Here is a 25,611-nt window from a genome sequence, read left to right on the forward strand (position 1 = left end):
TACCCTTAAACCATGCGGGGAGGTCTGCAATTTATACAGTTCATTGGCTGTTAAGGGTGGCAATACTGCCGCGATGCGGTAACCTCATTGATTGGTTTCGCGACAGCAACACAACGGTAATGTCGCGGAAACACGGCGAGCCTAAGCTATGACTCGTTCGTTAGTAATCAACACCGCTTCTCACGCGGTGCCGATACGAAGGGAGTTCCGTATGGCCGATCTTACTGACCGCTTCGGGACCATGGTGTTCTCTGAGGAAGTCATGAAGGACTACCTCCCCAAGGACATTTGGAAGCGCCTTGCCGCAACCCTCGAGGAGGGTGAGCCGCTCGACCTGGATGTGGCCAACGCCGTCGCTCACGCCATGAAGGTTTGGGCCATCTCCAAGGGTGCTACGCACTACGCGCACTGGTTCCAGCCGCTTTCGGGCATTACTTCCGAGAAGCACGACAGCTTCCTCGAGCCCAACCACGACGGCACCGCCATTACCAAGTTTACGGGCAAGAACCTCATTCAGGGCGAGCCGGACGCCTCCAGCTTCCCCAACGGCGGCCTGCGCGCCACCTTCGAGGCCCGTGGCTACACCGCTTGGGATCCCACCAGCCCCGCCTTTATCAAGGACGATGTCCTGTGCATCCCCACGGCTTTCTGCTCCTACACGGGCGAGGCCCTGGACAAGAAGACCCCGCTGCTGCGTTCCATGACTGCGCTCTCGCGTGAGTCCAAGCGCGTTTTGGCGCTGTTTGGCAAGACCCCCAAGAAGGTCGTTCCTTCCGTGGGCGATGAGCAGGAGTACTTCCTGATCAAGAAGGACGCTTACCGCAAGCGCAGGGACCTGGTCATCACCGGTCGCACCCTCTTTGGCGCTGCCCCCTGCAAGGGCCAGGAGCTCGAGGAGCACTACTTTGGCGCTATCCGCCCCACCGTCTCGGCCTATATGAAGGACCTGGACGATGAACTGTGGGCGCTTGGCATTCCTGCCAAGACCAAGCACAACGAGGTCGCTCCCTGCCAGCATGAGCTCGCTCCTGTCTATGGCGAGGTGAACGAGGCCATCGACCAGAACCTGGTCATGATGGAGAAGATGAAGCTCATCGCCTCCCGTCACGACTTGGTCTGCCTGCTGCACGAGAAGCCCTTTGAGGGCATCAACGGTTCGGGCAAGCACAACAACTGGTCGCTTGGCACCGAGTCCGAGAACCTGCTCGACCCGGGCGACACCCCGCTCGACAACCTGCAGTTCATCGTCTTCCTCACCGCGGTGATCGAGGCCGTCGATAACTATCAGGAGCTCCTGCGTGCCTCCGTTGCCTCGGCCGGCAACGATCATCGTCTGGGCGCCAACGAGGCTCCTCCGGCGATTATGTCCATCTTCCTGGGCGACCAGCTTACCGAGGTCGTCGAGAAGATCATCGATGGCAAGGCTTCCGTCCATGCCACGCGCGGCGTGCTCGACCTGGGCGCCGATACCCTGCCCAAGCTGATGCAGGACAACACCGACCGCAACCGCACCTCCCCGTTTGCCTTCACCGGCAACAAGTTCGAGTTCCGTGCCTGCGGCTCCGAGCAGAACGTCTCCGACTCCAACCTGGTGCTCGATGCCGCCGTGGCCAAGTCGCTCAAGTCCTTCGCCGACGCACTCGAGGGTACGCCCGAGGATAAGTTCCAGGACGCCGCGCTCGAGTACTGCAAGAAGGTGCTGACCGATCACCAGCGCATCCTGTTCTCCGGCGACGGTTACTCCGACGAGTGGCCCATCGAGGCCGAGAAGCGCGGCCTTGCCAACAACAAGACCACGGCCGACGCTCTTCCCGCCTTTGTTTCCGATAAGGCTATCGCGCTCTTTGAGGAGACGGGCGTTCTGACCCGCGCCGAGGCCCAGTGCCGCTATGACTGCAAGCTCGAGAAGTACAACAAGCTCATGAACATCGAGGCCACCACGATGGTTCGCGAGGCGCGTCGTACCTATCGTCCGGTCATTACCGCCTATGCCACCAAGGTCGCTAAGGGCCTTGAGACTATTCGTGCCGCCGGTGCTGAGGCCGCCATGCAGTGCGAGCAGAACACGCTCAACAAGCTCTGCAACGGCATCACCGCCATCAACGACTCCATCAAGGCGCTCGACGCCGTACATCAGAAGGCCGAGGCTCTCGATGGCCAGGAGCAGGCCAACGTGTACGCGCACGAGGTCGTTCCTGCTATGGATACGCTGCGCGCCGCCGTGGATGCCATGGAGGAGATCGTGGCAGCCGACTACTGGCCGGTTCCGACCTACGACGACATCCTGTTCTACGTGTAGGGCGTAACTGACATATCGTCACGGTATTGAGCCGGGGTCCGCATCGCGCGGGCCCCGGCTATTTGTTTGCGAAGGACGCTTTGGAGTCCGTTTTGCCGCCGATTTGCCGGGATCCGCACCCTGTCGGGTTCGAATCCCGGCATATCGGTAGCAAAAAGCCCGCTACCGAATTGGTAACGGGCTTCTCAGATTTTGTGGTGCCCCCAGCGGGATTCGAACCCGCGATATCCACCTTGAAAGGGTGGCGTCCTTGGCCGCTAGACGATGGGGACAGCGGGGAAGAGTATAGCAGACTTTTTTGCCGGCGCGTATATCGTTGGCAAACTGGAAAACCACCACAAAGGTGCCTGTCCCCTTTGTGGTGGTGAGGTGCTAGGAGAGGAGCTTCATGGCGGCGTCGTGGGCGGCGTGCTCGTAGGTGTCGTCGAGGGGTTTGAGCGGCAGCAGGGCGGCGGCCTGTGTGTCGCCACGGCGCTCGAGGGCGTGCGCGATGAGCCAGTCGGCGAGTTCGGGGTTCTTGGGCAGCGCCGGGCCATGCAGGTACGTGCCGATGACACCCTTGTAGATGAGACCCTCAAAGCCATCGTCGCCGTTGTTGCCGGTGCCCGTGACGACGGACGTTCCGAGCGGCGTGGCATCGGCGTCCAAAAGCGTGCGGCCACCGTGGTTCTCGAATCCCACAAAGGGCTCGGGTGCCAGGTCGGTCTTGACGGCGACGTTGCCGATCAGGCGGTCGGAGCCGCGTACGGTCTCGGCGGCAATGACGCCCAGGCCCTCGATGCGATTTTCGCCCATATAGTACGAACGGCCGAGCAGCTGATAGCTGCCGCAGATGGCGAGCAGCGAACCGCCGTCCTCAACATAGGCTGCGACCTTGTCTTTTTGGGCGAGCAGCTCGTGTGCCACGGCTAGCTGGTCGCGATCGGATCCGCCGCCCATCATGACGATATCGGCATCATGCAGATCGAGCACCTCGCCCATGCGGACCTCATCCACGCGAACGGGGATGCCGCGCCAGGCGCAGCGGCGCTCGAGGGCGATGACGTTGCCGCCGTCGCCATAGAGGTTGAGGGCATCGGGATACAGGTAGACGATGCGCAGCGGGCGCGAGAGCTCGACTGGCGCGATATCGGTGGGGACAGCGCTACCATCGGCGCGCGTTACGGCGTGGGAGGCGACCGAACTTGCATCGGTGCCTTTGAGCCCGTCGAGTTCTTTGACCAGCGGCGGGAAGGCCGTGTAGTTGGCGACGGCGTAGAAGGTGTCATCGGCGGCCTCGTCTGCCATGGCGCCAATTGCCTGCGCGACGTCCGAGATAATGGCGGCGTCGATGCCGGCGTACTTGAGGCGCACCTGCATATCGTGTGCACGCGTGCCGCCGGCAAAGGCGACAAGCCCCGAGGTATCGGCGATGCGCTCGAAGTCGACGTCGTAGATCCACGAGACATCGTGGCCGTCGGCGTCGTTGTCATTGAGGAAGAAAGCGCAGAGTCTGCCGTCTGCCGTCTTGATGGACTGGATTTGTCGATCGAAGCCTACGGGATTCTTGGCCAGGTTGGCCTCGACGGTGCGGCCGGCGATATCCCAGCGCCCCATACGACCGCCGGCAGGCACATAGGCATCGAGCGTAGGCTGTAGAAGCGCCGTGTTCACGCCCAACTCGTGTGTGGCAAAGAAGGCGGCGGCAACGTTATAGACCATGTACAGACCGTTGTAGCGCGTGGCGATGTGCGTTGCGGGTGCGTCGGTATCGGGTCCAAAGACAAGGTCAAAGCCGTAGCCGTCGCAGCCGAGTTCCACGCCCGTCACGCGACGGACAAGCGCAGGGCGGGCCCAGCCGCACGAGGGGCAATGGTAGGCGCCGAGTTGACCATACTGTACGTAGTCGTACTCCAACGGGGCGTTGCACTGCGAGCAAAAGCGCGAGTCGCTAATGCGGTCGGACTCGGTGCCCGTGGCGCCGTCGATGCCAAAGGCAATACTCGCGTTGGGAACGCGCGCGGCAATCGAGGCGCACAGCGGGTCGTCGGCGTTGTAGATGAGCGTCGTTGCCGGCGAAAGCTCCAACGCGTGGGCGATGACCTCCTGGGTGTGATCGATCTCGCCATAGCGATCTAGCTGGTCACGGAACAGGTTGAGCAGCACGAAGTACGTCGGCTTGAGCTTGGGCAGGACGCGCACAGTGTAGAGCTCATCGCATTCAAAAACGCCTACGCGCTTGCCACTGCTGGTGTGCTTAAGGCCGCCGCGGGCCTCGAGCAGAGCACCCACCACACCAGGCTCCATATTGTTGCCGGCACGGTTGCACACCACGGTAGCACCGCTGGCAGCAACGGCGTCGGCGATGAGGTTGGAGGTGGTGGTCTTGCCGTTGGTGCCGGTGATCACCACGCTGCGGTCGACCAGGCTCGCGAGGTCGCTTAGCAGCTCGGGGTCGATCTTCATGGCGATGCGGCCGGGGAGTACGCCGCCCTGGCGCTTAAGGACGGAGCGCAGCCCCCAGCGGGCGATATCGCTCGAGGCACAGGCGAGAGATGAGCGGAAGTTCATGAAGCCGTTCCTAACGTGAATGACATGGTCGTGGCGTTTGCGCCGTTAAAAGCCGTAACGGCGCGCAAATTCCTGGGCAAGCTGCGATACATCTTCGCAGGCGTTGGCCCAGGGGGCAAAGTCGGGGGTGTCCGAGATGATGCCGTCGGCTTCCCAAACTGCCTGATGCGAAAGGTCCCAGGGGTCGTGCGGTTCGGGCCGGCAGGGAAGGTACGGTGTCTGATACATGGGGTTCAGCAAAAAGAACGCGCCGCCCTCGCAACGGTTAGCGAACTCACGCAGCGCGCGCGTCGCCGGGCGCATCTTGTTTGTTTTGAACAGCAGAATCGTGCGGGCGAGCAGGTACCAAGGAGAGTTTTCGAGTGCGTCTGCCCCCATCTGTTCCTCGAGCTGGTGGGCTAGGGCAAAAAAGCCGTCCTGGTCTTCCAGGCGAGCGAGAGCGAGCAACACGGTGCCGGCAGCTCGGGTGGGATAGCCTTCTGCCTTAAGGACGCGGCGGGCGTAGTTGGCAGCAGCGCGGTAGCGGGCGCTTGCCATGCACAGCTGCGAGATGGCCTCGAGTGTGTGGAGCCACCCGATAAGGGCCGGCTCGCTCACGGTAAGGTCCGCTGCGGTGACACCGTCGGCCAAAACATTATTGGCCCAGTAGTGTGGGGCCTCCATGTCGAACCCGGGCACGCTCTGTTGCAGGTAGTCGGCCGCGCTCGCCTCGAGCTTCATCAGGTCGCCCAGGCAGGCGTCAACGGGTGTGTCGGCCAGGATGATGGCGAGCAGCTGCGCGTCGACGGCCAGTGCATCGACGCGGACGATCTTGAGCAGCTCATCGCGCATATCGTCGAACAGGCGATTGCGCGTCTGCTCGAACTCCTCGTCGCTGCCCATGTCCTCGATGCGATGGAGCTCGTCGAGCAGGTGGCGATGAACACCGGCATAGGACAGCAGCGCCTGGGCATGCTCGGACTGCGCATACTTTTGGGGATTCGCGCTCATGTCGTTATGGACAAGCTCGCGTGCTGCATCGGTGAGCTCGGGGTGCGACGCCAGATAGGTGCGCTCCAAGTAGGCGGGGATGTAGACGCTCGGATCCATTAGAGGTCCCCTCCCTTAAATGGAAGCCCCTGCTCGGCTGCGCGCAGGATGCGCTCGTCGATCTGGGAACGCACGATGTCGTTGGTGGCGACCCAGGCGGCAAAGCTGGCGTTGTCGGGAGCGCCCAGGCCCTCCTGCAGTACCGGCGTCGCCTCGGACAGCGCAAGGACAAGCTCGTCGGTGGAGCCCACGCCCACGTTGACGCGGGCATAGACGCCATCGGGAAACTCGGTTTGGAAGTAGAGCGCCTCGGCCGCGTGCGGACACGAGCGCGCAAGGATACGCAGGTAGTGCTCGGCGCCCTCGTAGTCCAGCTCGCGCCAGGCTGCGCTCATCAGTGCGATGAGCGTCCACGGGTCCAAGTCGCGCTCCGGATCTTTGGGGCGGCGGCGCAGCGGGGTATTCGCGAGATAGGGTACGGAGTGGGCGGAGCGAAATCTTTTGAGCTCCTCGGCGGGGTATTCGAGCTTTGCCATGGCGAGCATCGCGGTGTGGCGGACGCCGGCCGGATCGTTGGGGGCAAAGTCGAGGCTGCGGTTTGCGGCTTCGAGCGACATGCGATAGCGGCCGCTAATGAGGGCGCGCGACGCAAGGGCGGCAAGCCAGCGCAGGTAGGGGCGGCGCATAAGGTCGCCAGCGGCCTCGCGCTCGTAGGGGTCCTGCGCCGAGGCGATTTTGAGTGCCAGGTCGTGCTCGACTTCATCGCGCTTAGATACCAAGTACTGTACGTACTCCTCGTTGGAGTTGGCGGTGAGGGCGGTCAGCATGCGCTGGGCGTCCCAGTTGGTGGGGTCGAGCGCGGCTGCCTCGCGAAGCATGTTCTCGGCAGCGCCCTCTTCTTGCTCTGCCTGGGTATCGTCAGGGATAAAGGGAATGCGGTAGTCGACAGCCTCGACCACCTTGGCAATGAGATGCCCGGCGCGGTCACGGTCGTGCACGATGAGCGGCGCGGGGTTGCGGGTGAATTGTTCCATCAGACGTTCTACGGCGGTGCCGTCGGTGAGCGGGATATTGTCGCGGCGCAAGGCCTCAAGAACGAGGCGATGGCAATCCTCTTGAATGGGATCGAATGCCATGGGGCCTCCTTTGCTGCGGTTAGGGTTCAAATGTCTCTATATAAGCTTCTAGTTTACCCGCATGTGGCACACCGGGGGTGCCGCACTTGGACTTGCACCTTTGCACCACGAAGACGGATGTCGCACAAATGTCGGCACCTCGGTTGCGCGGGTGGTATCACAGTGCCGTAAACGGTCGATTTTTGGCGGCGAACGGGGCACATTTTGGAGGGGCACAGCCCTGCCCGGGATATGTGGTTAACTCTGATAAAACGTTTGCCCAGCTTGGGAGTATGAATGCCCCACAAGGGTCTTCAGGGATAGAAAAAACGTTTCATCATTGTTGGCTTTAGGTGAATAACTGACCAACCAGAACGGTAAAATAGTGTTTGTCTGAGCGTTGAGACGTTTAGACATTGCGTCGCTATCGCCGGCGACGCACAAAATGGTCCTAACGGAGCCAATCGGGTGCTCCGTTATATACGCAAGTCTAAGAGGGGCTTGTTTAGGAGGCACAGTATGGGACGTTTTACCAATCCTCGCGATCTGTACTTTGGTGAGGGCGCTCGCCACGAGGTGAAGAACCTCAAGGGTAAGAAGGCCATCATCGTTTCTGGCGGCAGCTCTATGCGCCGCGGCGGGTTCCTGCAGGACGTCGAGAACGACCTTAAGGAAGGCGGTTTCGAGGTCAAGCTGTTCGAGGGCGTCGAGTCCGACCCGTCCATCGAGACGGTCATGAAGGGCGCCGAGGCCATGCGCGAGTTCGAGCCCGACTGGATTATCGCCATCGGCGGCGGCTCGCCCATCGATGCCGCTAAGGCCATGTGGGTCTTCTACGAGTATCCCGAGGAGTCCTTCGATAACATCATCCAGCCGTTCAGCTTCCCCGAGCTGCGTCAGAAGGCTCATTTCTGCGCCATCTCCTCTACCTCCGGCACCGCTACCGAGGTCACTGCCTTCTCCGTCATCACCGACTACGCCAAGGGCATCAAGTACCCGCTGGCCGACTTCAACATCACCCCTGATGTCGCCATCGTCGACCCCGAGCTCACCTACACCATGCCCGCCAAGCTGTGCGCTCACACCGGCATGGACGCTCTGACCCACTGCATGGAGGCTTACGTTTCTACCTTCGCCTCTATGTTCACCGACGCCAACGCTCTGCACGGCATCCGCGAGATCGTCGAGTGGCTGCCCAAGTCCTATGCTGGCGACCATGAGGCCCGTCAGCACATGCACGAGGCTCAGTGCATCGCCGGTATCGCCTTCTCCTCGGGCCTGCTCGGCATCGTTCACTCCATGGCTCACAAGACCGGTGCTGCCTTCGAGAACGGCCACATCATCCACGGTGCTGCTAACGCCATGTACCTGGGCAAGGTCATCCAGTGGAACTCCAAGGACCCGCGTGCTGCCGAGCGTTACGCTTACGTGGCCAAGGAGATCCTGCACCTTCCCGGCGAGACCAACGAGGAACTCATCGCTGCGCTCGTCCAGAAGATTCGCGACCTCAACGACCAGCTCAACATTCCGCAGTCCATCAAGGATTACGCGAATGGCGGCGTGAAGGTCGACGCCGAGAACCCGCAGATGGTTTCCGAGGAGGAGTTCCTCGCCAAGCTGCCCGAGATTGCCGCGAACGCTGAGCAGGACGCCTGCACGCCCGAGAACCCGCGTGAGACCAAGGCTGCCGACTTCGAGAAGATTCTCAAGGCCTGCTACTACGACACCGACATCGATTTCTAATCGACTCTTGTTATCGTAACGAGGGGCTCCGCACGTATCCGTACGGAGCCCCTTTCTTTTTTCTTTTAGAGAATGGGATAGTTATGGCTGCAATTTTCAATAGCCCCAGCAAGTACATTCAGGGTCCGGACGAGCTCGCCAAGCTCGGCTCCTATGTCGAGCCGCTCGGCGCTAAGGCCCTCGTCATCGTGACGCCTTCGGGCAAGAAGCGCGTCGGTGCCAAGATCGAGGGCGGCTTTGCCGAGGCTAAGGCCGAGCTGCTGTTTGAGGACTTTAATGGCGAGTGCTCCAAGGGCGAGGTCGACCGTTTGGTGGCGCTCGCGCGCGACAACGGTTGCGATATCATCGTCGGCGTCGGTGGCGGTAAGATCCTCGACACCGCCAAGGCCGTTGCCTACTACCTGGAGTCCCCGGTTATCATTTGCCCCACCATCGCCTCGACCGATGCACCGTGCTCGGCACTTTCGGTGCTCTACACCGATGACGGCCAGTTCGATAAGTATCTGTTCCTTAAGGCAAACCCCAACATTGTCCTGATGGATACGACGGTTATCGCGGCGAGCCCGGTGCGCCTGACGGTTTCCGGTATGGGCGATGCGCTCGCAACCTACTTTGAGGCCCAGGCGACGCACGATGCCGACGGTGGCACTTGCGCCGGCGGCAAGGGCGGTATGGCTGGTCTGGCGCTCGCCAAGCTCTGCTACGAGACGCTTATGGCCGATGGCGTCAAGGCCAAGGTCGCGCTGGAGAAGGGTGCGCTCACGCCTGCCGTTGAGCATATCATCGAGGCCAATACGCTGCTTTCCGGCATTGGCTTTGAGAGCTCGGGCCTTGCTGCTGCTCATGCCATCCACAATGGCCTGACGATGCTGCCTGAGTGCCATGGAATGTATCACGGCGAGAAGGTCGCCTTTGGCACCATCGTCCAGCTGGTACTCGAGGATGCCCCGACCGAGAAGCTCGAGGAAGTCTTGGGCTTCTGCATTGAGCTGGGCCTGCCGGTTACGATGAAGGAACTTGGCGTTGCCGAGCTTACGCGCGAGCAGGCCATGATTGTTGCCGAGGCCGCCTGCGCGCCCGATGACACCATGTGCAACATGCCGTTTGAGGTGACGCCCGAGATGGTCGCAAACGCCATCCTGGGTGCCGACGCGCTGGGCCACTACTATCTTATGGATGAGTAAATCAAGCTAAGGAAGGGGCAAAGCCAGCAGATGGCTTTGCCCCTTTTTGCTATGGTGCAAAGGGGTCAGGTTACTTTGTACCAAAGAGGGCGGGGTAGGCCTGCGATGAGGTTTTGCCCCGCCCTCGTTTGCCTACAGCTCGCAAACGTTCTGCGCGCGGCCTTCAACGTAGGCGACGACGTTGTCGAACTCGATCCTGGCGCGGCGCTGCATGGCCTCGTGCGTAAGGAAGCCCACATGCGGCGTGAAGATGCAGTTCTTGGCGTTGATGAGCACGTAGTCGGCGGGGATGGGCGGCTCCATATCAAAGACGTCGATGCCGGCACCGGCGAGCTTATCGTCGCTGAGTGCCTGGGCAAGGGCGTTATTGTCCACGATGGCGCCACGGGCGCAGTTGATAAACACGGCGCCGTCCTTCATCTGAGCGAACTGCTCGGCGCCAAAGCTCTTGCGCGTGGTGTCGTTGTTGGGCAGGTGCAGGCTCACGATGTCGGACTCGGCAAGCAGCTGCTCGAGTGAGACTTGCTCAATGCCCGCCTCGGCAGCCTCGGGATGTTCGTGACGGGCATAGCCTAGCACACGGGCACCAAAGGCCTTAAAGAGTCGAGCCGTGGCGCAGCCGATCTTGCCGCAACCCACAATACCCACGGTCTTGCCGCAGATCTCGGTGCCCATAAGGCCGGCGCTCGTCTTGCCGGTGCGGACGACGGCATCGGCGGCGCTCACCTTGCGCAACACGTCGATGGCCAGGCCGAGGGTGAGCTCGGCGACCGAAACGTCGGAGTAGCCGGCGCAGTTGCGAACTTCAACACCGCGTTCACGGCAGGCGGAAAGCCCCACGTGGTCGATGCCCGTAAAGGCGACGGCGATCATCTTGAGCGCGTCGGCGCCGGCGACGACCTCGGCGGGGTAGGGGTTGTTGGCGATCATGACGACCTCGGCGCCCTCGCTGCGTCGAGCGAGCTCGGCCGGATCGGTGGTTTTGGTATCGAAATAGACAAACTCGTGTCCGGCGTCCTTAAGGGGTGCAGAGAGCTCGTCGATGGTCTGCTCGGGAACTCCCAGCGGCTCGATCAGGACAATCTTCATCTTGTGACTCCTCAATAAACCTAGGCGATTAGGCTGGCAATAAATTGTAGGTCTATTTCCCTCAAGGTGCACCGCGTGTAATTTGCCCGAGGTGTGGGCCGATAGCGTATCATTATCTCTTGCTTGTTTGCACTGCTCAGGGAGGGGCCGCGCATGGCGCAGGAACACGATCTGTTTGATGACATTATCGAGATCAGCAAGGGTTTCGACTTTCTTAAAAACCCGCTTGGCGGCGTGACCGATGCACTCGATCCGTCGGCGCCGCAGTGGAATCCTGCCGACTACAAGGAGCGCCCGCGCGGCAACACCATTCCGTGCCTGACCTGCAAAAACGAAAAGAGCGGCTGCACCGTGTGCATGGACGTGTGTCCGGTCAACGCCATCGAGGTCGAAGAAGACGCCATCGAGATCCTCGACTCCTGTCGCAAGTGCGGCCTGTGCGCCGCTGCCTGCCCGACTGAGGCGATCATCTCTCCGCGCCTTGCGCCCAAAAACGTCTACGACGACATTGTCTCGGCGGCTACGAGTCACGAAACCGCCTACGTTACCTGCACGCGCGCCCTTAAGCGCATGCCGCGCGAGAACGAGGTTGTCGTTGCCTGCGTGGGCGATATTACTGCCGAGACCTGGTTCTCGGTGCTGGCCGACTATCCCAACGTGAGCGTCTACCTGCCACTGGGCGTGTGCGATAAGTGCCGCAACACCGGTGGCGAGGATATTCTTGGCGAGGCCATCGCCACTGCCGAGGAGTGGGCCGGTACGGGCATGGGCCTGGAGGTCGACCCCAAGAGCCTCAAATGCCATAAGCGACGCGAGTACGAGCGCAAGGAGTATATGGAAAAGATCGCCCGCACCACGGGCCTAACCGTGACTAAGCTCAACCCGGCGACTGCGGCACTGGCCTCGGTGACGCAGAAGTTGAAGGCCCACCGTCACCAGATCACGCAGCTCGAGCGCACACTCAACACCATGTGCGGCACCACGACGACTAAGCGTCGCCGTTCGCTTACGCACGGGCGGCAGCTGGTGCTCTCGACGCTGCAGAACCACCCCGAGCTTGCCCAGAACATGCAGGTGAGCACGCCGGAATGCGATTTTGACAAGTGCACGTCGTGCGGCGAATGCGTCAACGTGTGCCCCACGTTTGCCTGCGATTTGGTGGGAAGCGGTCGCTTTGCACTGGAGTCCACGTATTGCCTAGGTTGCGGGGCCTGCGTCAAGGTGTGCCCCGAGCATGCGCTCAAGTTGGTTGAGCATGACGCGTCCAATCTGGTCGTCGTCGACCCCGAGGCCGAGGAAAAGGCCGCCCAGAAGGCGAAGGCTCACGAAGAGGCCGAGAAGGTCAAGGCCGAGGCAAAGGAAAAGCTCAACAAGATGCTCGACCAAGTGGAAAAGCTCGCGGACTAGCTAAAAGAGCGTAAATGATGGCCGGCGGGACAGGTATTGCCCCGCCGGCCAAAAAAGTTGCGGTGGAATAGTTCCCGTTTTGGCCTTAAGCTGGCCATTCTAGGAACTATCCCACCGCAACTAATAGATGGTTAGCTCATACTGCTCTGATGGGTCTCGCTGCCGTTATTGCGGCGGGTGACCGTTTCGTGGAGTAAAAAGAAGCTGGGGACCTGCTTTGTCTCGGTGTATTCCATAAGGATGCCGTCGGCGTTGTAGGTCTGTCCGCGTACAACGGCGAGTGCGTTAAAGTCGTCGAGATCGAGCACGCGTGCATCCTCGGGCGTGGGATGCTCAATCGTTACATCGCGTTTGCCCGTGGCAATCTTAATGCCAAGATCTTCTTCGAGGTAACGATAGATCGAGTCGTTGACAATCTCGGGTGTCAGCCCCGGTACCTGTGAGCTTAGGTAATAGGAGTCGTCGGAGCACACGGCCCGTCCGTCTGCATAACGGATGCGTTTGGCACGCGTGAGCTCACAGCCTTCAGGAAACCCGGTAATCTTGGAGAGCGCCTTGTTACAGACGAGGAGCTCAAAGACAGTGGTAACCGTTTTGAGCTCAAAGCCTCGACTGGCTGCGATTTCCTTAAAGGTCTCGAGTCCGCCGCCGCCACGACTCGTCTCGTCATTGATGTTGCGAATGACGCGCATGCCTTTGCCTTGCTGGGGGAGCACGTAGCCATCTGCCGCAAGCATCGAGATGGCGCGACGGACCGTCATGCGCGAACAGTCAAACAGCTGCGTGAGCTCAGTCTCTGAAGGCAGATAGCTCTGATAAGCGTATGTGCCGTCGTCAATCGACTGCTTCACGTTGTCATAAATAGTTTGGAAGATGGCTCGCGCCATGACGGTCTCCTAGAGCTGGGTGCGTGAACGACGGATGAGGGCCGCCCACGCAGGTGTCAATCGATTTACTTGCTGGGGTCGATTATATATTTGCCCATGGCACGCAGGGCTGGGTCTGACAGGATGGCACCGAGCTCGTCGAGGGAAGCCACCTTGGCGACCATCGAGGATACGTCGAGCCTGCCAGAGTCGATGAGCTCGAGCGCGCGACGCTGTGTGTAAGGGTTGATGTAGGACGAGGTGAGCACGAGCTCCTTCTGGAAGACCTCGAAGGGCTTGACGGTGATTGTCTCATCGGGCTTGGTGAGGCCGAACATCATGACCGTAGCCTTGTGGCCGGCGATCTGGATGGCCTGCTCGATGGTGACGGGCTTGCCGACGCATTCGATTACAACGTCGACGTTGCCGACGCCCTCCTGCTTCAGGCGGGCCGGGACGTCCTCGTGGATGGAATCAATTGCCAGGTCGGCGCCGAGTTTGAGCGCAACCTCGCGCTTGCCTTCGACAGGCTCGAGCAAGACAACCTTGGTGGCGCCGGCGTTTTTGGCGAGCTGCATCATGAGCAGACCGATCATGCCACCGCCGATAACGACAACTGTGCTGCCGGGCTTGATGTTGCACATATCGATGCCGTGCAGACAGCAGGCGACGGGCTCGGTCATAGCACCCTGCTCAAAGCTGGTGTGATCGCCCAACTTGTAGACTTGCTGCATATCGACGGAGCAGTACTCGGCAAAGCCGCCGTTAACGGTGGTGCCGTAACCGGTCATATGCTCGCAGTAGTGGTTGATTCCGTCGCGGCAGGGTTCACAGCAGCCGCAGGGATGGTTTGGGTCGATGCACACGCGATCGCCCGGTTTAAAGCCGGCGACGTCGCTGCCCACGGCCTCGACAACGCCGGCAAACTCATGACCAAGGATCGTGGGCGGGGTAACGTCGGCCGCACCCTTGTCGCCTTCATAGATATGAACGTCGGTACCGCAGACGCCGCAAGCTTTGACGTTGATCAGAACGTCGCGCCTGCCCACGGCCGGCTTTGCCGATTCCTCGACTCTGAGGTCGTGCTTTCCATAGAAGACCGCGCTTTTCATGGTGACTCCTTAACGTGGCGGTGAATGTTGTAATGAAGTATAGGCATGTATATAGATATAGACAAGCACATCTAGACAAGTAGAAAAGAAATTTAAAATGCAGCCATCAGTTATGTCAGATTTAGCAGGTGAAATACTGGACATATACCGTTTACGGCCAATAATCAACCGTTTACCGACCGTAGTCTTTATGCTAACTTGTCTAGATAAGTGATGTGATAAAACGTAAGTGCAAGAAGTCAGGGACACGGGCCCACCCGTCCTATTGCACGAGGTACACGCAAACGGCGCGTCTGCGGTCTCGAGTGAAGCCAAAACCGCAGCGCTCCGAATGAAGAGAGGGGGATTCCCCGTCATGATGCAAAAGATACAACGTTTCGGCGGTGCAATGTACACGCCTGCAATTCTTTTCGCATTTTCCGGAATCGTCGTCGGCCTGGGTACGTTGTTTACCACCGAGGCGATCTTTGGCGAGATGGCCACAGCGGGTCATCTTTGGTTTGATTGCTGGAATGTGCTGCTCCAGGGTGGTTGGACGCTCTTTAACCAGATGCCGTTGCTGTTTTGCGTAGCGTTGCCAATCTCGCTCGCGAACAAGCAGAACGCTCGCTGCTGCATGGAGGCTTTGGCCATCTACCTTACCTTCAACTACTTTGTAAGCACAATCTTGGGGCAGTGGGGCCCTGTCTTTGGGGTCGACTACTCTGTCGAGGCGGGCAGCGGTACTGGTCTTGCCACTATCGCAAGCATCAAAACGCTTGATATGGGCATCATGGGCGCGCTTATCATTTCTGGTATCGCCACGATGCTTCACAACAAGTACTTCGACACCGAACTTCCTGAGTGGCTGGGCGTGTTCTCGGGCTCCGTGTTCATTTATATGATCGGTTTCTTCGTTATGGTTCCGGTCGCTATTATCGCCTGCCTGGTGTGGCCGCATGTTCAGGCTGCTATCTCCGCCTTCCAGGGATTCATCCTTTCCGCCGGTACGTTTGGCGTGGGCGTCTTTGCTTTCTTCGAGCGCGTGCTGATTCCTACAGGCCTGCACCACTTTATCTATACGCCGTTCTATTACGACAACGCGGCGGTCAACGGCGGCATCTTTGCTGCTTGGGCCAACATCCTGCCCCAACTGGCTGCCGATCCGAGCATTGCTCTTAAGGATGCCGCACCCTGGGCTGCCTATACCTGCCCTGGTTGGACTAAAGTCTTCGGCTCGCTTGGCGTCGCCATTGCGTTCTATATGACCGCCAAACCCGAGCGCAAGCAGCGCGTCAAGGCTCTGCTCATTCCCGTCACCCTTACCGCTATGCTTTGCGGTATTACCGAGCCGCTTGACTTCACCTTCCTGTTCATCGCGCCCGGCCTGTTCGTCGTCCACTGCGTGCTCGGAGCGCTTGGCTGCATGGCTCAAAACCTCCTTGGCGTCGTGGGCATCTTCGACGGCGGCATCATCTCGATGCTCTCGTGGGACTGGCTGCCCCTTTGGGCCGCACACGGTCTGCAGTACGCCATCTCCATCCTTGTCGGTCTGTGCTTTACCGCCCTTTGGGTCGTGGTCTTCCGTTTCCTGATCGTCAAGTTCGACTTTAAGACCCCCGGTCGCGAGGATGACGATGTTGAGGTCGAGCTCAAGTCCAAGGCCGACTACAAGCAAAAGCAGGGCGGTGCTGCTGCTGGCAAATCGGTCGCCCAGAGTAAAGATGATGAGCGCTTGGTGCTTGCCGAGAAAATCCTCGATCTGCTCGGTGGCGCGGATAACATCATCGATGTAACTAACTGCGCTACCCGTCTGCGCGTTAACGTCAAGGACAAGGGCGTCGTTGCACCCGAGGCTTCCTTCAAGGCGATCGGTACGCATGGCTTGGTGGTCCAAGGTCAGTCAATCCAGGTCATCATCGGCCTTACCGTCCCGCAGGTTCGCGAGAAGTTCGAGAGTCTCCTGAAGTTCGAGAGTCTTCTGTAAACCATCGTCCATCGAAACAATCGGCCTTGCAGAGCCGGTATGCACCGCAGGGCCGATTCTAGAGATAAAAACTTCACTTCTAGGTAACAATTCCAAACCGTACAGGCCGCGTGCGGGGATGGATTGAGCAAGCGGCCAGAATGAGGAGGACATCATGTCCAAGAAAAACTATGCCGTGACCATTGCCGGCGGTGGCTCTACCTTCACTCCGGGCATTGCCCTGATGCTGCTTGAGGAGCGCGACCGCTTCCCGGTCAACAAGGTGACCTTCTACGACAACAACGCCGAGCGCCAGGAGACCGTGGCCAAGGCCTGCGAGATCTACTTCCACGAGAACGCTCCCGAGGTTGAGTTCAACTACACCACCGATCCCGAGACCGCATTCACCGGGACCGACTTCGTCCTTGCTCACATCCGCGTGGGTCTCTACGCTATGCGCGAGCTCGACGAGAAGATCCCCCTCAAGTACGGCTGCGTTGGTCAGGAGACCTGCGGCGCTGGCGGCATCGCCTACGGTATGCGCTCCATCGGCGGTGTCATCGAGATCCTGGACTACATGGAGAAGTACAGCCCCAACGCCTGGATGCTCAACTACTCCAACCCCGCGGCCATCGTCGCCGAGGCCTGCCGCGTGCTGCGCCCCAACAGCCGCATCATCAACATCTGCGACATGCCGATTGACCTCATGGATAAGATGAGCCGTATGTGCGGCATCAAGGATCGTCGCGAGCTGCAGTACAGCTACTACGGCCTCAACCACTTTGGTTGGTGGAGCAAGATCTACGACAAGGAGGGCAACGACCTCATGCCGCAGATCAAGGAGCACATGGCAAAGAACGGCTACTTGGACGGCATTGAGCACGAGGCCGGTAAGGAGCAGCACGTCGAGGAGAGCTGGATTCACACCTTCGGCAAGGCCAAGGATGTCTATGCTGTCGATCCCGAGACGATTCCCAACACCTACCTCAAGTACTACCTGTACCCGGACTATGTTGTCGAGACGTCTGACCCCAACTACACTCGCGCCAATGAGGTTATGGACGGCCGCGAGAAGAAGGTCTTTGGTGCTTGCCGCGACATCATCGCCAAGGGTACTGCCAAGGACGGCGGCTTTGAGCCCGACGTACACGCCAACTACATCGTCGACCTTGCCTGCGCGCTGGCCGAGAACACGCTCGAGCGCTTCCTGCTGATTGTCCCCAACGATGGCGCTGTGCCCAACTTCGACCCGACGGCCATGGTCGAGGTGCCTTGCATCGTTGGCTCCAACGGCTTTGAGAAGATCTGCCAGGGCCCGATCCCGCAGTTCCAGAAGGGCCTGATGGAGCAGCAGGTTTCCGTCGAGAAGCTCGTTGTCCAGGCTTGGGTCGAGGGCAGCTACCAGAAGCTCTGGCAGGCACTCACGCTCTCCAAGACCATTCCTTCGGCGAGCGTTGCCAAGCAGATCCTGGACGAGCTCATCGAGGCCAACAAGGATTTCTGGCCCGAGCTTAAGTAAGGACTGCTGTCTCGAACTCTCACGCATCTCTGCTTCATTTGCGCCGCCGCGGTGTCCGGATTCGCCCGGATGCTGCGGCGGCGCTATACTTATGCAGTTTGAAGTACCTGTATCAAAAGGAGCTGTCGTGTCCCTTTCCATCGGTATCGTGGGCCTGCCCAACGTGGGCAAGTCGACGCTGTTCACCGCGCTTACCAAAAAGACCGGCCTTGCCGCCAACTACCCGTTTGCCACGATCGACCCCAACGTGGGTATCGTCGACGTGCCCGATAGCCGCCTGCAAAAGCTCGCCGACATCGTCAACCCGGGTCGCATTGTGCCGGCTACGGTCGAGTTCGTCGACATCGCAGGTCTGGTGAAGGGCGCTAACGAGGGCGAGGGTCTGGGCAACCAGTTCCTGGCAAACATCCGCGAGACCGATGCCATCTGCGAGGTCGTGCGCTACTTTAAGGACCCCAACGTCATGCGTGAGGTGGGCCGCACGGGCGAGTTCGTCGATCCCGCCGGCGATGCCGACACCATCATGACCGAGCTCATCCTGGCCGACATGGGCACGCTCGAGAAGCAGCTGCCTAAGCTCGAGAAGGAGGCCAAGCGCGACAAGGAGCTCATGCCCAAGTTTGAGGTCGCCAAGCGCCTGCTCGCTTGGCTCAACGAGGGCAAGCGCGCCGCGTCCATGGAGATGACCGACGAGGAGCGTGCCGCTGCCAAGGGCCTGTTCCTGCTCACCATGAAGCCCATCCTGTATGTGGCCAACGTGGACGAGGATATGCTCAACGACGACCTGGCGCCCATCGATGGCGTCAAGCCGCTGCCCATCTGCGCCAAGATTGAGGCCGAGCTTTCCGAGCTCGATCCCGAGGACGCCGCCGACTACCTGGAGAGCCTAGGCCTGGAGCAGCCCGGTCTGGACGTGCTCGCGCAGGCAGCCTACAAGCTGCTCGGCCTGCAGTCGTTCTTTACGGCTGGCGAGATGGAGGTCAAGGCCTGGACGGTTCGCCAGGGCGCGACTGCCCCGCAGGCTGCCGGCGTCATCCACACCGACTTTGAGCGCGGCTTTATTAAGGCCGAGGTCATTGGCTATGACGACTACATCGAGCTCGGCGGCGAGCAGGGCGCCAAGGCCGCCGGCAAGCTGCGTATTGAGGGCAAGGACTATGTCATGGCCGATGGCGACGTCGTGCACTTCCGCTTTAACGTGTAAGGACGACGCATATGTTTAAATATGGCAAAAAAGCTGGCTACATGGGTATTGCGCTGCTCGTACTTGCGGTGATTCCGCTGGTGGTTGCAGCGTGTGTTATCCCCAACATTGGTCCCGAGGTGGCAACAAAGTTTAATGCCGCCGGCGAAGTGACGCGCTGGGGCAAGAGCTACGAGTTGCTGGCGCTGCCGGTGCTCAACCTGCTGCTGAGCGTGGCGACGTATTTTACTGCCGGTCGTCAAGCAAAGAACAACGAAGACTCCGCTGTGATGGCACGTCTTACGTGCGAGCGCTACCTGCGCAACGGTTGCATCGCGGGTGTGTTCCTCAACGTGATCAACGTTTACTTTATGTACTCGGCGATTACCGGAACGGGTTTTGGCTTGGGCTTTTAGCTTGTCCTTTTAGGCAACGAGCCTGCACGCATATTCAATGGCTGCTGCGAGGCCGCCGCTCGATCGTGGTTTAAATACCATGTCGGCGGCGGCCTCGTTTTCGTATCCGGCGCCGCGAAGGGCGAGTGCGATACCGGCTTCTAAAAGGAGCGGCAGGCCGCGTTGGCTGGTTGCGATTACGGCAGCCTGATTGAGCGAGCAACTGTGCGCCTGGCATTGGATGGCAAGTTCACCTTGCGCCGGGCAAGGGACCAGAACGGCGGAGACGCGACTTGATAGCAATGCAAATGCTGTGCGCTCATCGGGCGAAAGACATTCAGCTTCAACGACGACGAGCTTGGGCGGCGCGCTGTTTGTGCGAAGCGTGGCTCGGTACATGCGGACCGAAGAACCCGACATAGAAAACTCCTGTGTATTCGGCAAAACGTAAACTATAGTTTACGTTTATGTTCGGCTCCATTTCAAACTCGGCTGCATGGACGAACGTGCGAAACAGATTCTTGGCAGGCGGGTCGAAGAGACACGCAGAGACCTTGGTATCTCCAAGGTTGATTTTTGTGTGGCGACAGGAATCAGCCGACCTTACCTCGACCGAATCGAAGATGGGACGGCAAATTTCACGCTCAAGGTTCTATTTAAGATCGCGCCCGCACTCGGCATGACGGTGTCAGAACTTCTCGAAGGTATCGAATAGGGGATACCCGTCGACAACCGGATTACGCCATCGGGATGCGGTCGTGGTTGACTTGGCTGTAGAACAGGCGCTGGATCTCGGCGGCATCGCGTGACTGGCCGAGTGCCCACATGGTCTTGGCCACGAGCGTCTCGGTGGTCATGTCGTCGCCGCGCAGAATGCCCGGATGATCGGCGTAAGCACGGCCGACCTCATAAACGCCCAGATCGAGGCCCTCTTCGGGGACCTGCGTGGTCATAACGACGGTGCGGCCCGAATCGACCCAGCGGAAAATCGCCTCTTGGAACGACTCGCCCGACTCACCAAACTCGGGGATACCGCCAATGCCAAAGGTCTCCAGGATTACAGCATCGTAGCTATCGGCAAGGGCGCCGAGGATGCCCGGGTTTACGCCGGGCGTAAGCTTGAGTACAAATACGCGCGGGTCGATGCTGTCGTAGAAACGCACCGGGTTTTCGCCCTGACGAGTGCCGTGGAGCCCGTTGCGCACGATGCGGTCGTTGCGGATGTAGGCAATGGGCGGATAGTTGACGCTAATGAACGCATTAAAGCTCATGGTGCGCTGCTTGCGGGCACGCGTGCCGGCAATGGCGACGCCGCCAAACACAATCGACACATCGTGCGAGTGTTCGTCGAGCGCATAGAGCAGGCTCTGGTACAGGTTGAGCTTGGCGTCGGTAAAGGGATTGCCCATGGGCTTTTGCGAGCCGGTGAGTACGATGGGCTTGGGGCTGTCCTGAATCAGATAGGAAAGCGCCGCCGCGGTGTAGCTCATGGTGTCGGTGCCGTGCAGAATTACGAAGCCGTCGTGGTCGGTATAGCCTCTGACGATGACGTCGCGGATACGCATCCAGTCACTGGGGCGCATGTTGGTGCTGTCGATGTTCATGGGCTGTACCACGTCGAGCTCGCAGAGGCCCGAGATCTCGGGGACGCTCTGGGCGAGCTCCTCACCGGTCAGGGCGGGGGAGAGGCCGTTGCCGTCCTCGGTCGATGCGATGGTGCCGCCCGTGGCGATGAGAAGGATGCGCTTCATGCTGGAATTCCTATCGTATTTGCCGCCGCAGAGGCGGAGTCGTTCGTCAGTATTGTGGCACAGGGCGTCCAATGTTCAAATGTATTACATCATCTGTAACGTTTGGTAACACTTCAATTGTTGTCAAATAGGGGCCCAGGTCGTGCGTTTGCCGTGCGCTGATGGCTGCGAGGGACGAGAAGCCCCATATAACGTGTACACTATGTAAGCTGTTTTCGTTTATTCGCGCGGGTGGGCACCGGCTCCCCGCCAACAAGAGGGGGAAACCATGGATCAAAAGGCTTCCGCAAAGGTCCTCGTACTCGACTTTGGTGCGCAGTACGGTCAGCTCATTGCCCGTCGCGTCCGCGACCTCAACGTGTATTCCGAGATCGTCCCCTGCGACATCTCGGCCGATGAGATTCGCGAGATGAACGCCTCTGCGCTCATCCTTTCTGGCGGCCCGGCCTCCGTGTACGCCGAGGACGCTCCGTCCATCGACCCCACCATCTTTGACCTGGGCCTTCCCGTCCTGGGCTTCTGCTACGGCCATCAGATCACGGCCGTGACGCTCGGCGGCAAGGTCGGCCACTCCGAGGTGGGCGAGTACGGCCGCGCCACCATCACGCGCACGGCCGGTGCCAAGCTCTTTAACTCCACGCCCATGGAGCAGACCGTGTGGATGAGCCATCGCGACGCCGTTTCCGAGGTGCCCGAGGGCTTTACCGTTACCGCCAGCACCGACGTGTGCCCGGTTGCCGCCATGGAGTGCGTCGAGCGCAAGATTTTCACCACGCAGTTCCACCCCGAGGTCAAGCACTCCGAGTACGGTCAGCAGCTGCTGAGCAACTTCCTGTTTGAGATCTGCGGCCTGGAGCCCAACTGGAGCATGGACAACCTGGTCGAGACCATGACGGCCGAGTTCCGCGAGAAGGTCGGTGACGACCGCGTGATTCTGGCCCTGTCCGGTGGCGTCGACTCCTCCGTCGTGGCTGCGCTGGGCGCTCGCGCCGTGGGCAAGCAGATGACCTGCGTGTTCATCAACCACGGCCTGCTGCGTAAGGGCGAGCCCGAGCAGGTGGAGGAGGTCTTCACCAAGCAGTTCGATGTCGACTTTATCCACGTCCACGCCGAGGACCGTTATGCCGAGCTTCTGGCCGGCGTGACCGAGCCCGAGGAGAAGCGCCGCATCATCGGCACGCAGTTCTGGAAAGAGTTCTTCGCGGTTGCTCAGCAGCTCGAGACCGACGGCAAGCCGGTCAAGTATCTGGCTCAGGGCACCATCTACCCCGACATCATCGAGTCTGGCGCTCGCAAGACGGGCGGCAAGACGGCCACCATCAAGAGCCATCACAACCTGATCCCGTTCCCCGAGGGCGTGCACTTCGACCTCATTGAGCCGCTCGACCACTTCTTTAAGGACGAGGTCCGCGCACTTGGTCTGGCGCTGGGCCTGCCGGGTCATATCGTGTTCCGTCAGCCTTTCCCGGGCCCGGGTCTGGCCATCCGCATCATCGGTGCGGTCGATAAGGAGAAGCTCGAGATTCTCAAGAACGCCGACGCCATCGTGCGCGAGGAGCTCGACGCCTACAACCAGCGTCTGTTTGAGCAGACCGGCGAGCGCAACTCCGAGCACAGCTGTTGGCAGTATTTCGCGGTTCTGCCCGACATCAAGTCTGTCGGCGTTATGGGTGACGAGCGCACTTATCAGCGCCCGATCATCCTGCGCGCTGTCGAGTCCAGCGATGCCATGACCGCCGACTGGGCCAAGCTGCCCTACGACGTGCTGGCCCGCATCTCCGGCCGCATCGTTGCCGAGGTTCCCGGCGCCAACCGCGTCTGCTACGACATCACGTCCAAGCCGCCCGCGACCATCGAGTGGGAATAGTAAATTCCTAAGTTATGGGGGTAGAATTTTGATTTCCTATAGGATATGCTCCCATTAATAAATGAATTGATCTGCTGCCTCAAATAGTAGGGCAGACGTTCGATATAGATTTGATAATGCAAGATAGCGGGCACGGTTTCAATAGAATCTGTGCCGCTGCTGTATATGTGGTGGTGCTTGTGATCGGTGCCTGCAATATTCTTGCCTGCGCTTCGGCCCTCGCCGCTCGAAATGCATCGCAAGGGGTTCCTCGCCGGCAATCTGTCTTCTCGCTGGAGGAGGGGTGGCCGTTCTTTTGGAGTCTCGAAACCAGCTAAAGTTGCTTACTGCGGGCTTGCTTGAGCCAGTTCCTTTTGAAAGGGCCGACACCGCCGAAGAACTTGCCGTACGTCTCGCCGCCCTCCCCGCCATCGAACTTGACCAGGGCGAGTTCGATGGCGGGGGAGATATCGCGCCCATGCGTTCTATTAGCCTTACCAGGTCGTTGAGCTGGCTACGGCGGTAGACGAGTGCGAGCAGATAGTAACGAGCCTTGCCGCCGCGGTCACTGCTCTCATCGACAAAGATGCTGAGCTCCTTGGCCAATGGAGACGCCTAAAGGAATAAAAAAGCCGGGGGACTCCCCCGGCACTTGGAGGTAGCTTAATGTGCCACCAATAACCTTATAGCCTGCGCTGGCGCTGAATACAAGAGGGAAGTGGAGAAAGACGCCCATACGAGCACCTGACTAGTAGCTGGCGGGCGTTGTCGAGGGCGGGTGCCCTCCAGCGTCTGGGCGTGAGCCTGTCGGTAGTTTCAGGCGGCGTCGCCTGCACGTCGTGCACCGCGGGATAGCCCTCCTGCGCCTCATTGGGACAATTATGAAATCGCCCTCGATCACACTGTTCTCGATGACGGTGCGCTCGAGTTTGGGCACCTTTTTGAATAGACTGTTTCTTATGGAAGCGCGTCCTTCGCGCGCTCATTTTCTTAGTCGGAAGATGGTGATGCGGAGGCGTGCCGCTGCTGCTAGGCGGGTGCTTTCGACGGGCGCGCACCCGCGCAAATCCCATAGTGCCTTATTGACCGCTCCTTTCGGCATATCTTCACTCAAGTCCCTACACTGCTTTTGCTTTCGTCGTCTCTATCCGCACACGATGAGGGTGACCAGTTCATCGAGTCGTTGTTCATCGGCAGCTGTTGGCTCGATGCCGCTGTTAAAGCGTTTTCCCATCTCGCTGAGTTCAGCCATTTGTTTATCGTTGGCGTCGAATTTTGGAACAGTGAGATAATCGACTACGCTCGTTCCGAGACTTAACGCCGATGCATACGCCCCGATTGCTCCCGATACCAAAGAGGAGTTAAGGAATGCTGTGAGATAAGCAGCCTCTGGTTCGGTTTGCACAGGGATGAAATAAACCTTGTGATCCGGAACAACCGTCTTCATCGTTCCACCGGGCATCGTCTCGGAGCCAATATAAGCCGCAACGAAGCTGGAGCCTGACATCTCCTTCCAAACCACCTTGTACGGAGCAAATGTGTACTTACCAACGGTCCATATGGACCAGAACGGCTTGCCTTTTTGGAAGCGGCGGTAGCTGGATCTGGTTTCAAGAACATTTTTGAAGCGGGCGAGATATTGAAAAAGCTGAGGTGACGTTGCGGGAAGCTTATCGTCACCAAACATGCCCGTCTGAGGTACGATGACGCAGCTTCCAGGGGATGGTGTTGCGTTAAAACGCGATATTTCACGACCCCGAAGGAGTGGATAGATATAGGAACTCTCAACATCGGCGGTTATGCGGGGCAGGCTGCGCCTCCCGTTTCTCGGATCGTTCGATATCCTCACAACATCAGGCACATTGGTCGCATGTGTGCTTACGAAGTAGATGCCATTTGCATCTGTTGTGACACCTTTTCGTGCGGAATAGCTCTTGTCGGATGAGGTGGCGTCCATTATCTGCGACCAAGCAGAGAGTTGGCCGTTCGACCCGACGAGCCACGGGCCATCGATGGTTCCGGGGATGGGAATGGCTTGTTTCTGTATGGGCATAGATAGAAGCTCGCCATCTACTGGCTTCCCTTGAGGCTTGCGATATTCGCGATATGTGACTGGATAAGCTGTATTTTCGCCATTACGTTTAATTATGAGAAGTGAGGGCCAATTTGCTACGCCTTCGAACGGGCGAATCGCTTTGTAGTCTTCAACGAGTTCGACGCTCATATTCTCTGAAGTTCCATTTTCATGGTGAAGAGTCCAGCGTCTGAAACCCTGGCTCGATTCATTTTTGAAAACCGTTCCTGTAATGAGGAATGCAAGCAATCCCCCTGGACGGACAAACCTATCCAAGGCGTGGTATGTGACAACGGTGGAGATGTCTGACTGAATGCCGCCAACCCAGTTATCCTCGCTAAAAATATCCATTCGTTCGCAGAGAGGTTTGATGAATTCAGCATACGGACGAGGAAGGTCGCTCCATTTGACCCAAGGAGGGTTGCCCACGACGTAGTCAACGTCATGCACGCAGCCTGCTTTAATTTTTCAAGACTTTAGTCTGCTGGCCGCGCAGCGGCCAGC

19 protein-coding genes and 1 tRNA gene are annotated in these 25,611 nt (G+C 59.4%); 10 read left to right on the forward strand and 10 right to left on the reverse strand.

Annotated features, from left to right (window positions below; genetic code table 11):
• Positions 1 to 211 precede the first annotated feature (211 nt).
• Positions 212 to 2,299, forward strand: coding sequence for a glutamine synthetase III (locus tag DW003_RS03695; RefSeq protein WP_118387599.1), 2,088 nt, complete (start codon positions 212 to 214; stop codon positions 2,297 to 2,299).
• A gap of 195 nt (positions 2,300 to 2,494) precedes the next feature.
• Here the strand turns inward: DW003_RS03695 and DW003_RS03700 are convergent.
• From DW003_RS03700 to DW003_RS03715, 4 genes are all read right to left on the reverse strand, one after another.
• Positions 2,495 to 2,571, reverse strand: a tRNA-Glu gene (locus DW003_RS03700).
• A gap of 100 nt (positions 2,572 to 2,671) precedes the next feature.
• A complete protein-coding gene (locus DW003_RS10055) occupies positions 2,672 to 4,849 on the reverse strand; it encodes a MurT ligase domain-containing protein (protein WP_233545482.1) in 2,178 nt (725 codons plus the stop codon).
• Positions 4,850 to 4,894: 45 nt separating this feature from the next.
• Positions 4,895 to 5,938: a hypothetical protein gene (locus tag DW003_RS03710; RefSeq protein WP_118387601.1), complete on the reverse strand. Its 1,044-nt coding sequence runs from the start codon at positions 5,936 to 5,938 to the stop codon at positions 4,895 to 4,897.
• Positions 5,938 to 7,014 carry a hypothetical protein gene (locus DW003_RS03715; RefSeq protein WP_118387603.1) on the reverse strand — a complete coding sequence of 359 codons (1,077 nt, stop codon included), beginning with the start codon at positions 7,012 to 7,014 and terminating at the stop codon, positions 5,938 to 5,940. Before DW003_RS03715 ends, DW003_RS03710 begins: the two co-directional genes overlap by 1 nt.
• A 498-nt stretch (positions 7,015 to 7,512) precedes the next feature.
• Here DW003_RS03715 and DW003_RS03720 point away from each other — a divergent pair, with 498 nt between their 5' ends.
• Positions 7,513 to 8,736, forward strand: coding sequence for an iron-containing alcohol dehydrogenase (locus DW003_RS03720; RefSeq protein WP_118256180.1), 1,224 nt, complete (start codon positions 7,513 to 7,515; stop codon positions 8,734 to 8,736).
• An 83-nt stretch (positions 8,737 to 8,819) separates the two neighbouring features.
• Complete coding sequence (locus DW003_RS03725; RefSeq protein ID WP_117563611.1) at positions 8,820 to 9,920, forward strand: glycerol dehydrogenase; 1,101 nt, start codon at positions 8,820 to 8,822, stop codon at positions 9,918 to 9,920.
• Positions 9,921 to 10,052: 132 nt separating this feature from the next.
• Here DW003_RS03725 and DW003_RS03730 read toward each other — a convergent pair whose 3' ends face one another.
• Positions 10,053 to 11,009 (reverse strand): 2-hydroxyacid dehydrogenase, encoded by a 957-nt coding sequence (locus tag DW003_RS03730; protein WP_118387605.1) that lies wholly within the window; start codon positions 11,007 to 11,009, stop codon positions 10,053 to 10,055.
• A gap of 153 nt (positions 11,010 to 11,162) precedes the next feature.
• On the opposite strand from DW003_RS03730, the gene DW003_RS03735 reads away from it, so the two are divergent.
• On the forward strand, positions 11,163 to 12,416 hold the full coding sequence (locus DW003_RS03735; protein ID WP_118387607.1) for a 4Fe-4S binding protein: 1,254 nt from the start codon (positions 11,163 to 11,165) through the stop codon (positions 12,414 to 12,416).
• Positions 12,417 to 12,547: 131 nt separating this feature from the next.
• Here DW003_RS03735 and DW003_RS03740 read toward each other — a convergent pair whose 3' ends face one another.
• Positions 12,548 to 13,303, reverse strand: a complete 756-nt coding sequence (locus DW003_RS03740) for a GntR family transcriptional regulator (protein WP_118387609.1) — start codon at positions 13,301 to 13,303, stop codon at positions 12,548 to 12,550.
• Between the two features lie 65 nt (positions 13,304 to 13,368).
• Positions 13,369 to 14,394, reverse strand: a complete 1,026-nt coding sequence (locus DW003_RS03745) for a zinc-dependent alcohol dehydrogenase family protein (RefSeq protein WP_118387611.1) — start codon at positions 14,392 to 14,394, stop codon at positions 13,369 to 13,371.
• A 358-nt stretch (positions 14,395 to 14,752) separates the two neighbouring features.
• Here DW003_RS03745 and DW003_RS03750 point away from each other — a divergent pair, with 358 nt between their 5' ends.
• The 4 genes from DW003_RS03750 (at position 14,753) to DW003_RS03765 (ending at position 19,457) form a co-directional block, all read left to right on the forward strand.
• Positions 14,753 to 16,360: an alpha-glucoside-specific PTS transporter subunit IIBC gene (locus DW003_RS03750; RefSeq protein WP_255413730.1), complete on the forward strand. Its 1,608-nt coding sequence runs from the start codon at positions 14,753 to 14,755 to the stop codon at positions 16,358 to 16,360.
• A 154-nt stretch (positions 16,361 to 16,514) separates the two neighbouring features.
• On the forward strand, positions 16,515 to 17,858 hold the full coding sequence (locus tag DW003_RS03755; protein ID WP_118384796.1) for a 6-phospho-alpha-glucosidase: 1,344 nt from the start codon (positions 16,515 to 16,517) through the stop codon (positions 17,856 to 17,858).
• Positions 17,859 to 17,985: 127 nt separating this feature from the next.
• Positions 17,986 to 19,062 (forward strand): redox-regulated ATPase YchF, encoded by a 1,077-nt coding sequence (gene ychF, locus DW003_RS03760; RefSeq protein WP_035136922.1) that lies wholly within the window; start codon positions 17,986 to 17,988, stop codon positions 19,060 to 19,062.
• Between the two features lie 11 nt (positions 19,063 to 19,073).
• Positions 19,074 to 19,457: a DUF1648 domain-containing protein gene (locus DW003_RS03765; protein ID WP_118387615.1), complete on the forward strand. Its 384-nt coding sequence runs from the start codon at positions 19,074 to 19,076 to the stop codon at positions 19,455 to 19,457.
• A gap of 9 nt (positions 19,458 to 19,466) precedes the next feature.
• On the opposite strand, the gene DW003_RS03770 is transcribed toward DW003_RS03765, so the two are convergent.
• Complete coding sequence (locus DW003_RS03770) at positions 19,467 to 19,856, reverse strand: hypothetical protein (protein ID WP_118387617.1); 390 nt, start codon at positions 19,854 to 19,856, stop codon at positions 19,467 to 19,469.
• Between the two features lie 76 nt (positions 19,857 to 19,932).
• On the opposite strand from DW003_RS03770, the gene DW003_RS10135 reads away from it, so the two are divergent.
• Complete coding sequence (locus DW003_RS10135; RefSeq protein ID WP_035136926.1) at positions 19,933 to 20,151, forward strand: helix-turn-helix domain-containing protein; 219 nt, start codon at positions 19,933 to 19,935, stop codon at positions 20,149 to 20,151.
• Positions 20,152 to 20,173: 22 nt separating this feature from the next.
• Here the strand turns inward: DW003_RS10135 and DW003_RS03780 are convergent, their stop codons facing one another.
• Positions 20,174 to 21,187, reverse strand: a complete 1,014-nt coding sequence (locus tag DW003_RS03780; RefSeq protein ID WP_118387619.1) for an asparaginase — start codon at positions 21,185 to 21,187, stop codon at positions 20,174 to 20,176.
• Between the two features lie 268 nt (positions 21,188 to 21,455).
• Here DW003_RS03780 and guaA point away from each other — a divergent pair, with 268 nt between their 5' ends.
• On the forward strand, positions 21,456 to 23,054 hold the full coding sequence (gene guaA / locus DW003_RS03785; RefSeq protein ID WP_118387621.1) for a glutamine-hydrolyzing GMP synthase: 1,599 nt from the start codon (positions 21,456 to 21,458) through the stop codon (positions 23,052 to 23,054).
• Positions 23,055 to 24,177: 1,123 nt separating this feature from the next.
• On the opposite strand, the gene DW003_RS03795 is transcribed toward guaA, so the two are convergent.
• Complete coding sequence (locus DW003_RS03795) at positions 24,178 to 25,557, reverse strand: hypothetical protein (protein ID WP_147352178.1); 1,380 nt, start codon at positions 25,555 to 25,557, stop codon at positions 24,178 to 24,180.
• Positions 25,558 to 25,611 lie beyond the last annotated feature (54 nt).

Origin of the sequence: Collinsella sp. AF36-3AT (assembly GCF_003475205.1) — a bacterium.
GTDB lineage: Bacteria > Actinomycetota > Coriobacteriia > Coriobacteriales > Coriobacteriaceae > Collinsella > Collinsella aerofaciens_AF.

Excerpts from the sequence above, each read along its gene's own strand:
- DW003_RS03780 (WP_118387619.1), bottom strand. The coding sequence starts at position 21,187 with ATGAAGCGCATCCTTCTCATCGCCACGGGCGGCACCATCGCATCGACC.
- DW003_RS03710 (WP_118387601.1), bottom strand. The coding sequence starts at position 5,938 with ATGGATCCGAGCGTCTACATCCCCGCCTACTTGGAGCGCACCTATCTG.
- DW003_RS03735 (WP_118387607.1), top strand. The coding sequence starts at position 11,163 with ATGGCGCAGGAACACGATCTGTTTGATGACATTATCGAGATCAGCAAG.
- DW003_RS03745 (WP_118387611.1), bottom strand. The coding sequence starts at position 14,394 with ATGAAAAGCGCGGTCTTCTATGGAAAGCACGACCTCAGAGTCGAGGAA.
- DW003_RS03715 (WP_118387603.1), bottom strand. The coding sequence starts at position 7,014 with ATGGCATTCGATCCCATTCAAGAGGATTGCCATCGCCTCGTTCTTGAG.
- DW003_RS10055 (WP_233545482.1), bottom strand. The coding sequence starts at position 4,849 with ATGAACTTCCGCTCATCTCTCGCCTGTGCCTCGAGCGATATCGCCCGC.
- DW003_RS03755 (WP_118384796.1), top strand. The coding sequence starts at position 16,515 with ATGTCCAAGAAAAACTATGCCGTGACCATTGCCGGCGGTGGCTCTACC.
- DW003_RS03720 (WP_118256180.1), top strand. The coding sequence starts at position 7,513 with ATGGGACGTTTTACCAATCCTCGCGATCTGTACTTTGGTGAGGGCGCT.
- DW003_RS10135 (WP_035136926.1), top strand. The coding sequence starts at position 19,933 with ATGGACGAACGTGCGAAACAGATTCTTGGCAGGCGGGTCGAAGAGACA.
- DW003_RS03740 (WP_118387609.1), bottom strand. The coding sequence starts at position 13,303 with ATGGCGCGAGCCATCTTCCAAACTATTTATGACAACGTGAAGCAGTCG.
- DW003_RS03730 (WP_118387605.1), bottom strand. The coding sequence starts at position 11,009 with ATGAAGATTGTCCTGATCGAGCCGCTGGGAGTTCCCGAGCAGACCATC.
- DW003_RS03750 (WP_255413730.1), top strand. The coding sequence starts at position 14,753 with ATGCAAAAGATACAACGTTTCGGCGGTGCAATGTACACGCCTGCAATT.
- DW003_RS03725 (WP_117563611.1), top strand. The coding sequence starts at position 8,820 with ATGGCTGCAATTTTCAATAGCCCCAGCAAGTACATTCAGGGTCCGGAC.
- DW003_RS03765 (WP_118387615.1), top strand. The coding sequence starts at position 19,074 with ATGTTTAAATATGGCAAAAAAGCTGGCTACATGGGTATTGCGCTGCTC.
- DW003_RS03695 (WP_118387599.1), top strand. The coding sequence starts at position 212 with ATGGCCGATCTTACTGACCGCTTCGGGACCATGGTGTTCTCTGAGGAA.
- DW003_RS03770 (WP_118387617.1), bottom strand. The coding sequence starts at position 19,856 with ATGTCGGGTTCTTCGGTCCGCATGTACCGAGCCACGCTTCGCACAAAC.
- guaA (WP_118387621.1), top strand. The coding sequence starts at position 21,456 with ATGGATCAAAAGGCTTCCGCAAAGGTCCTCGTACTCGACTTTGGTGCG.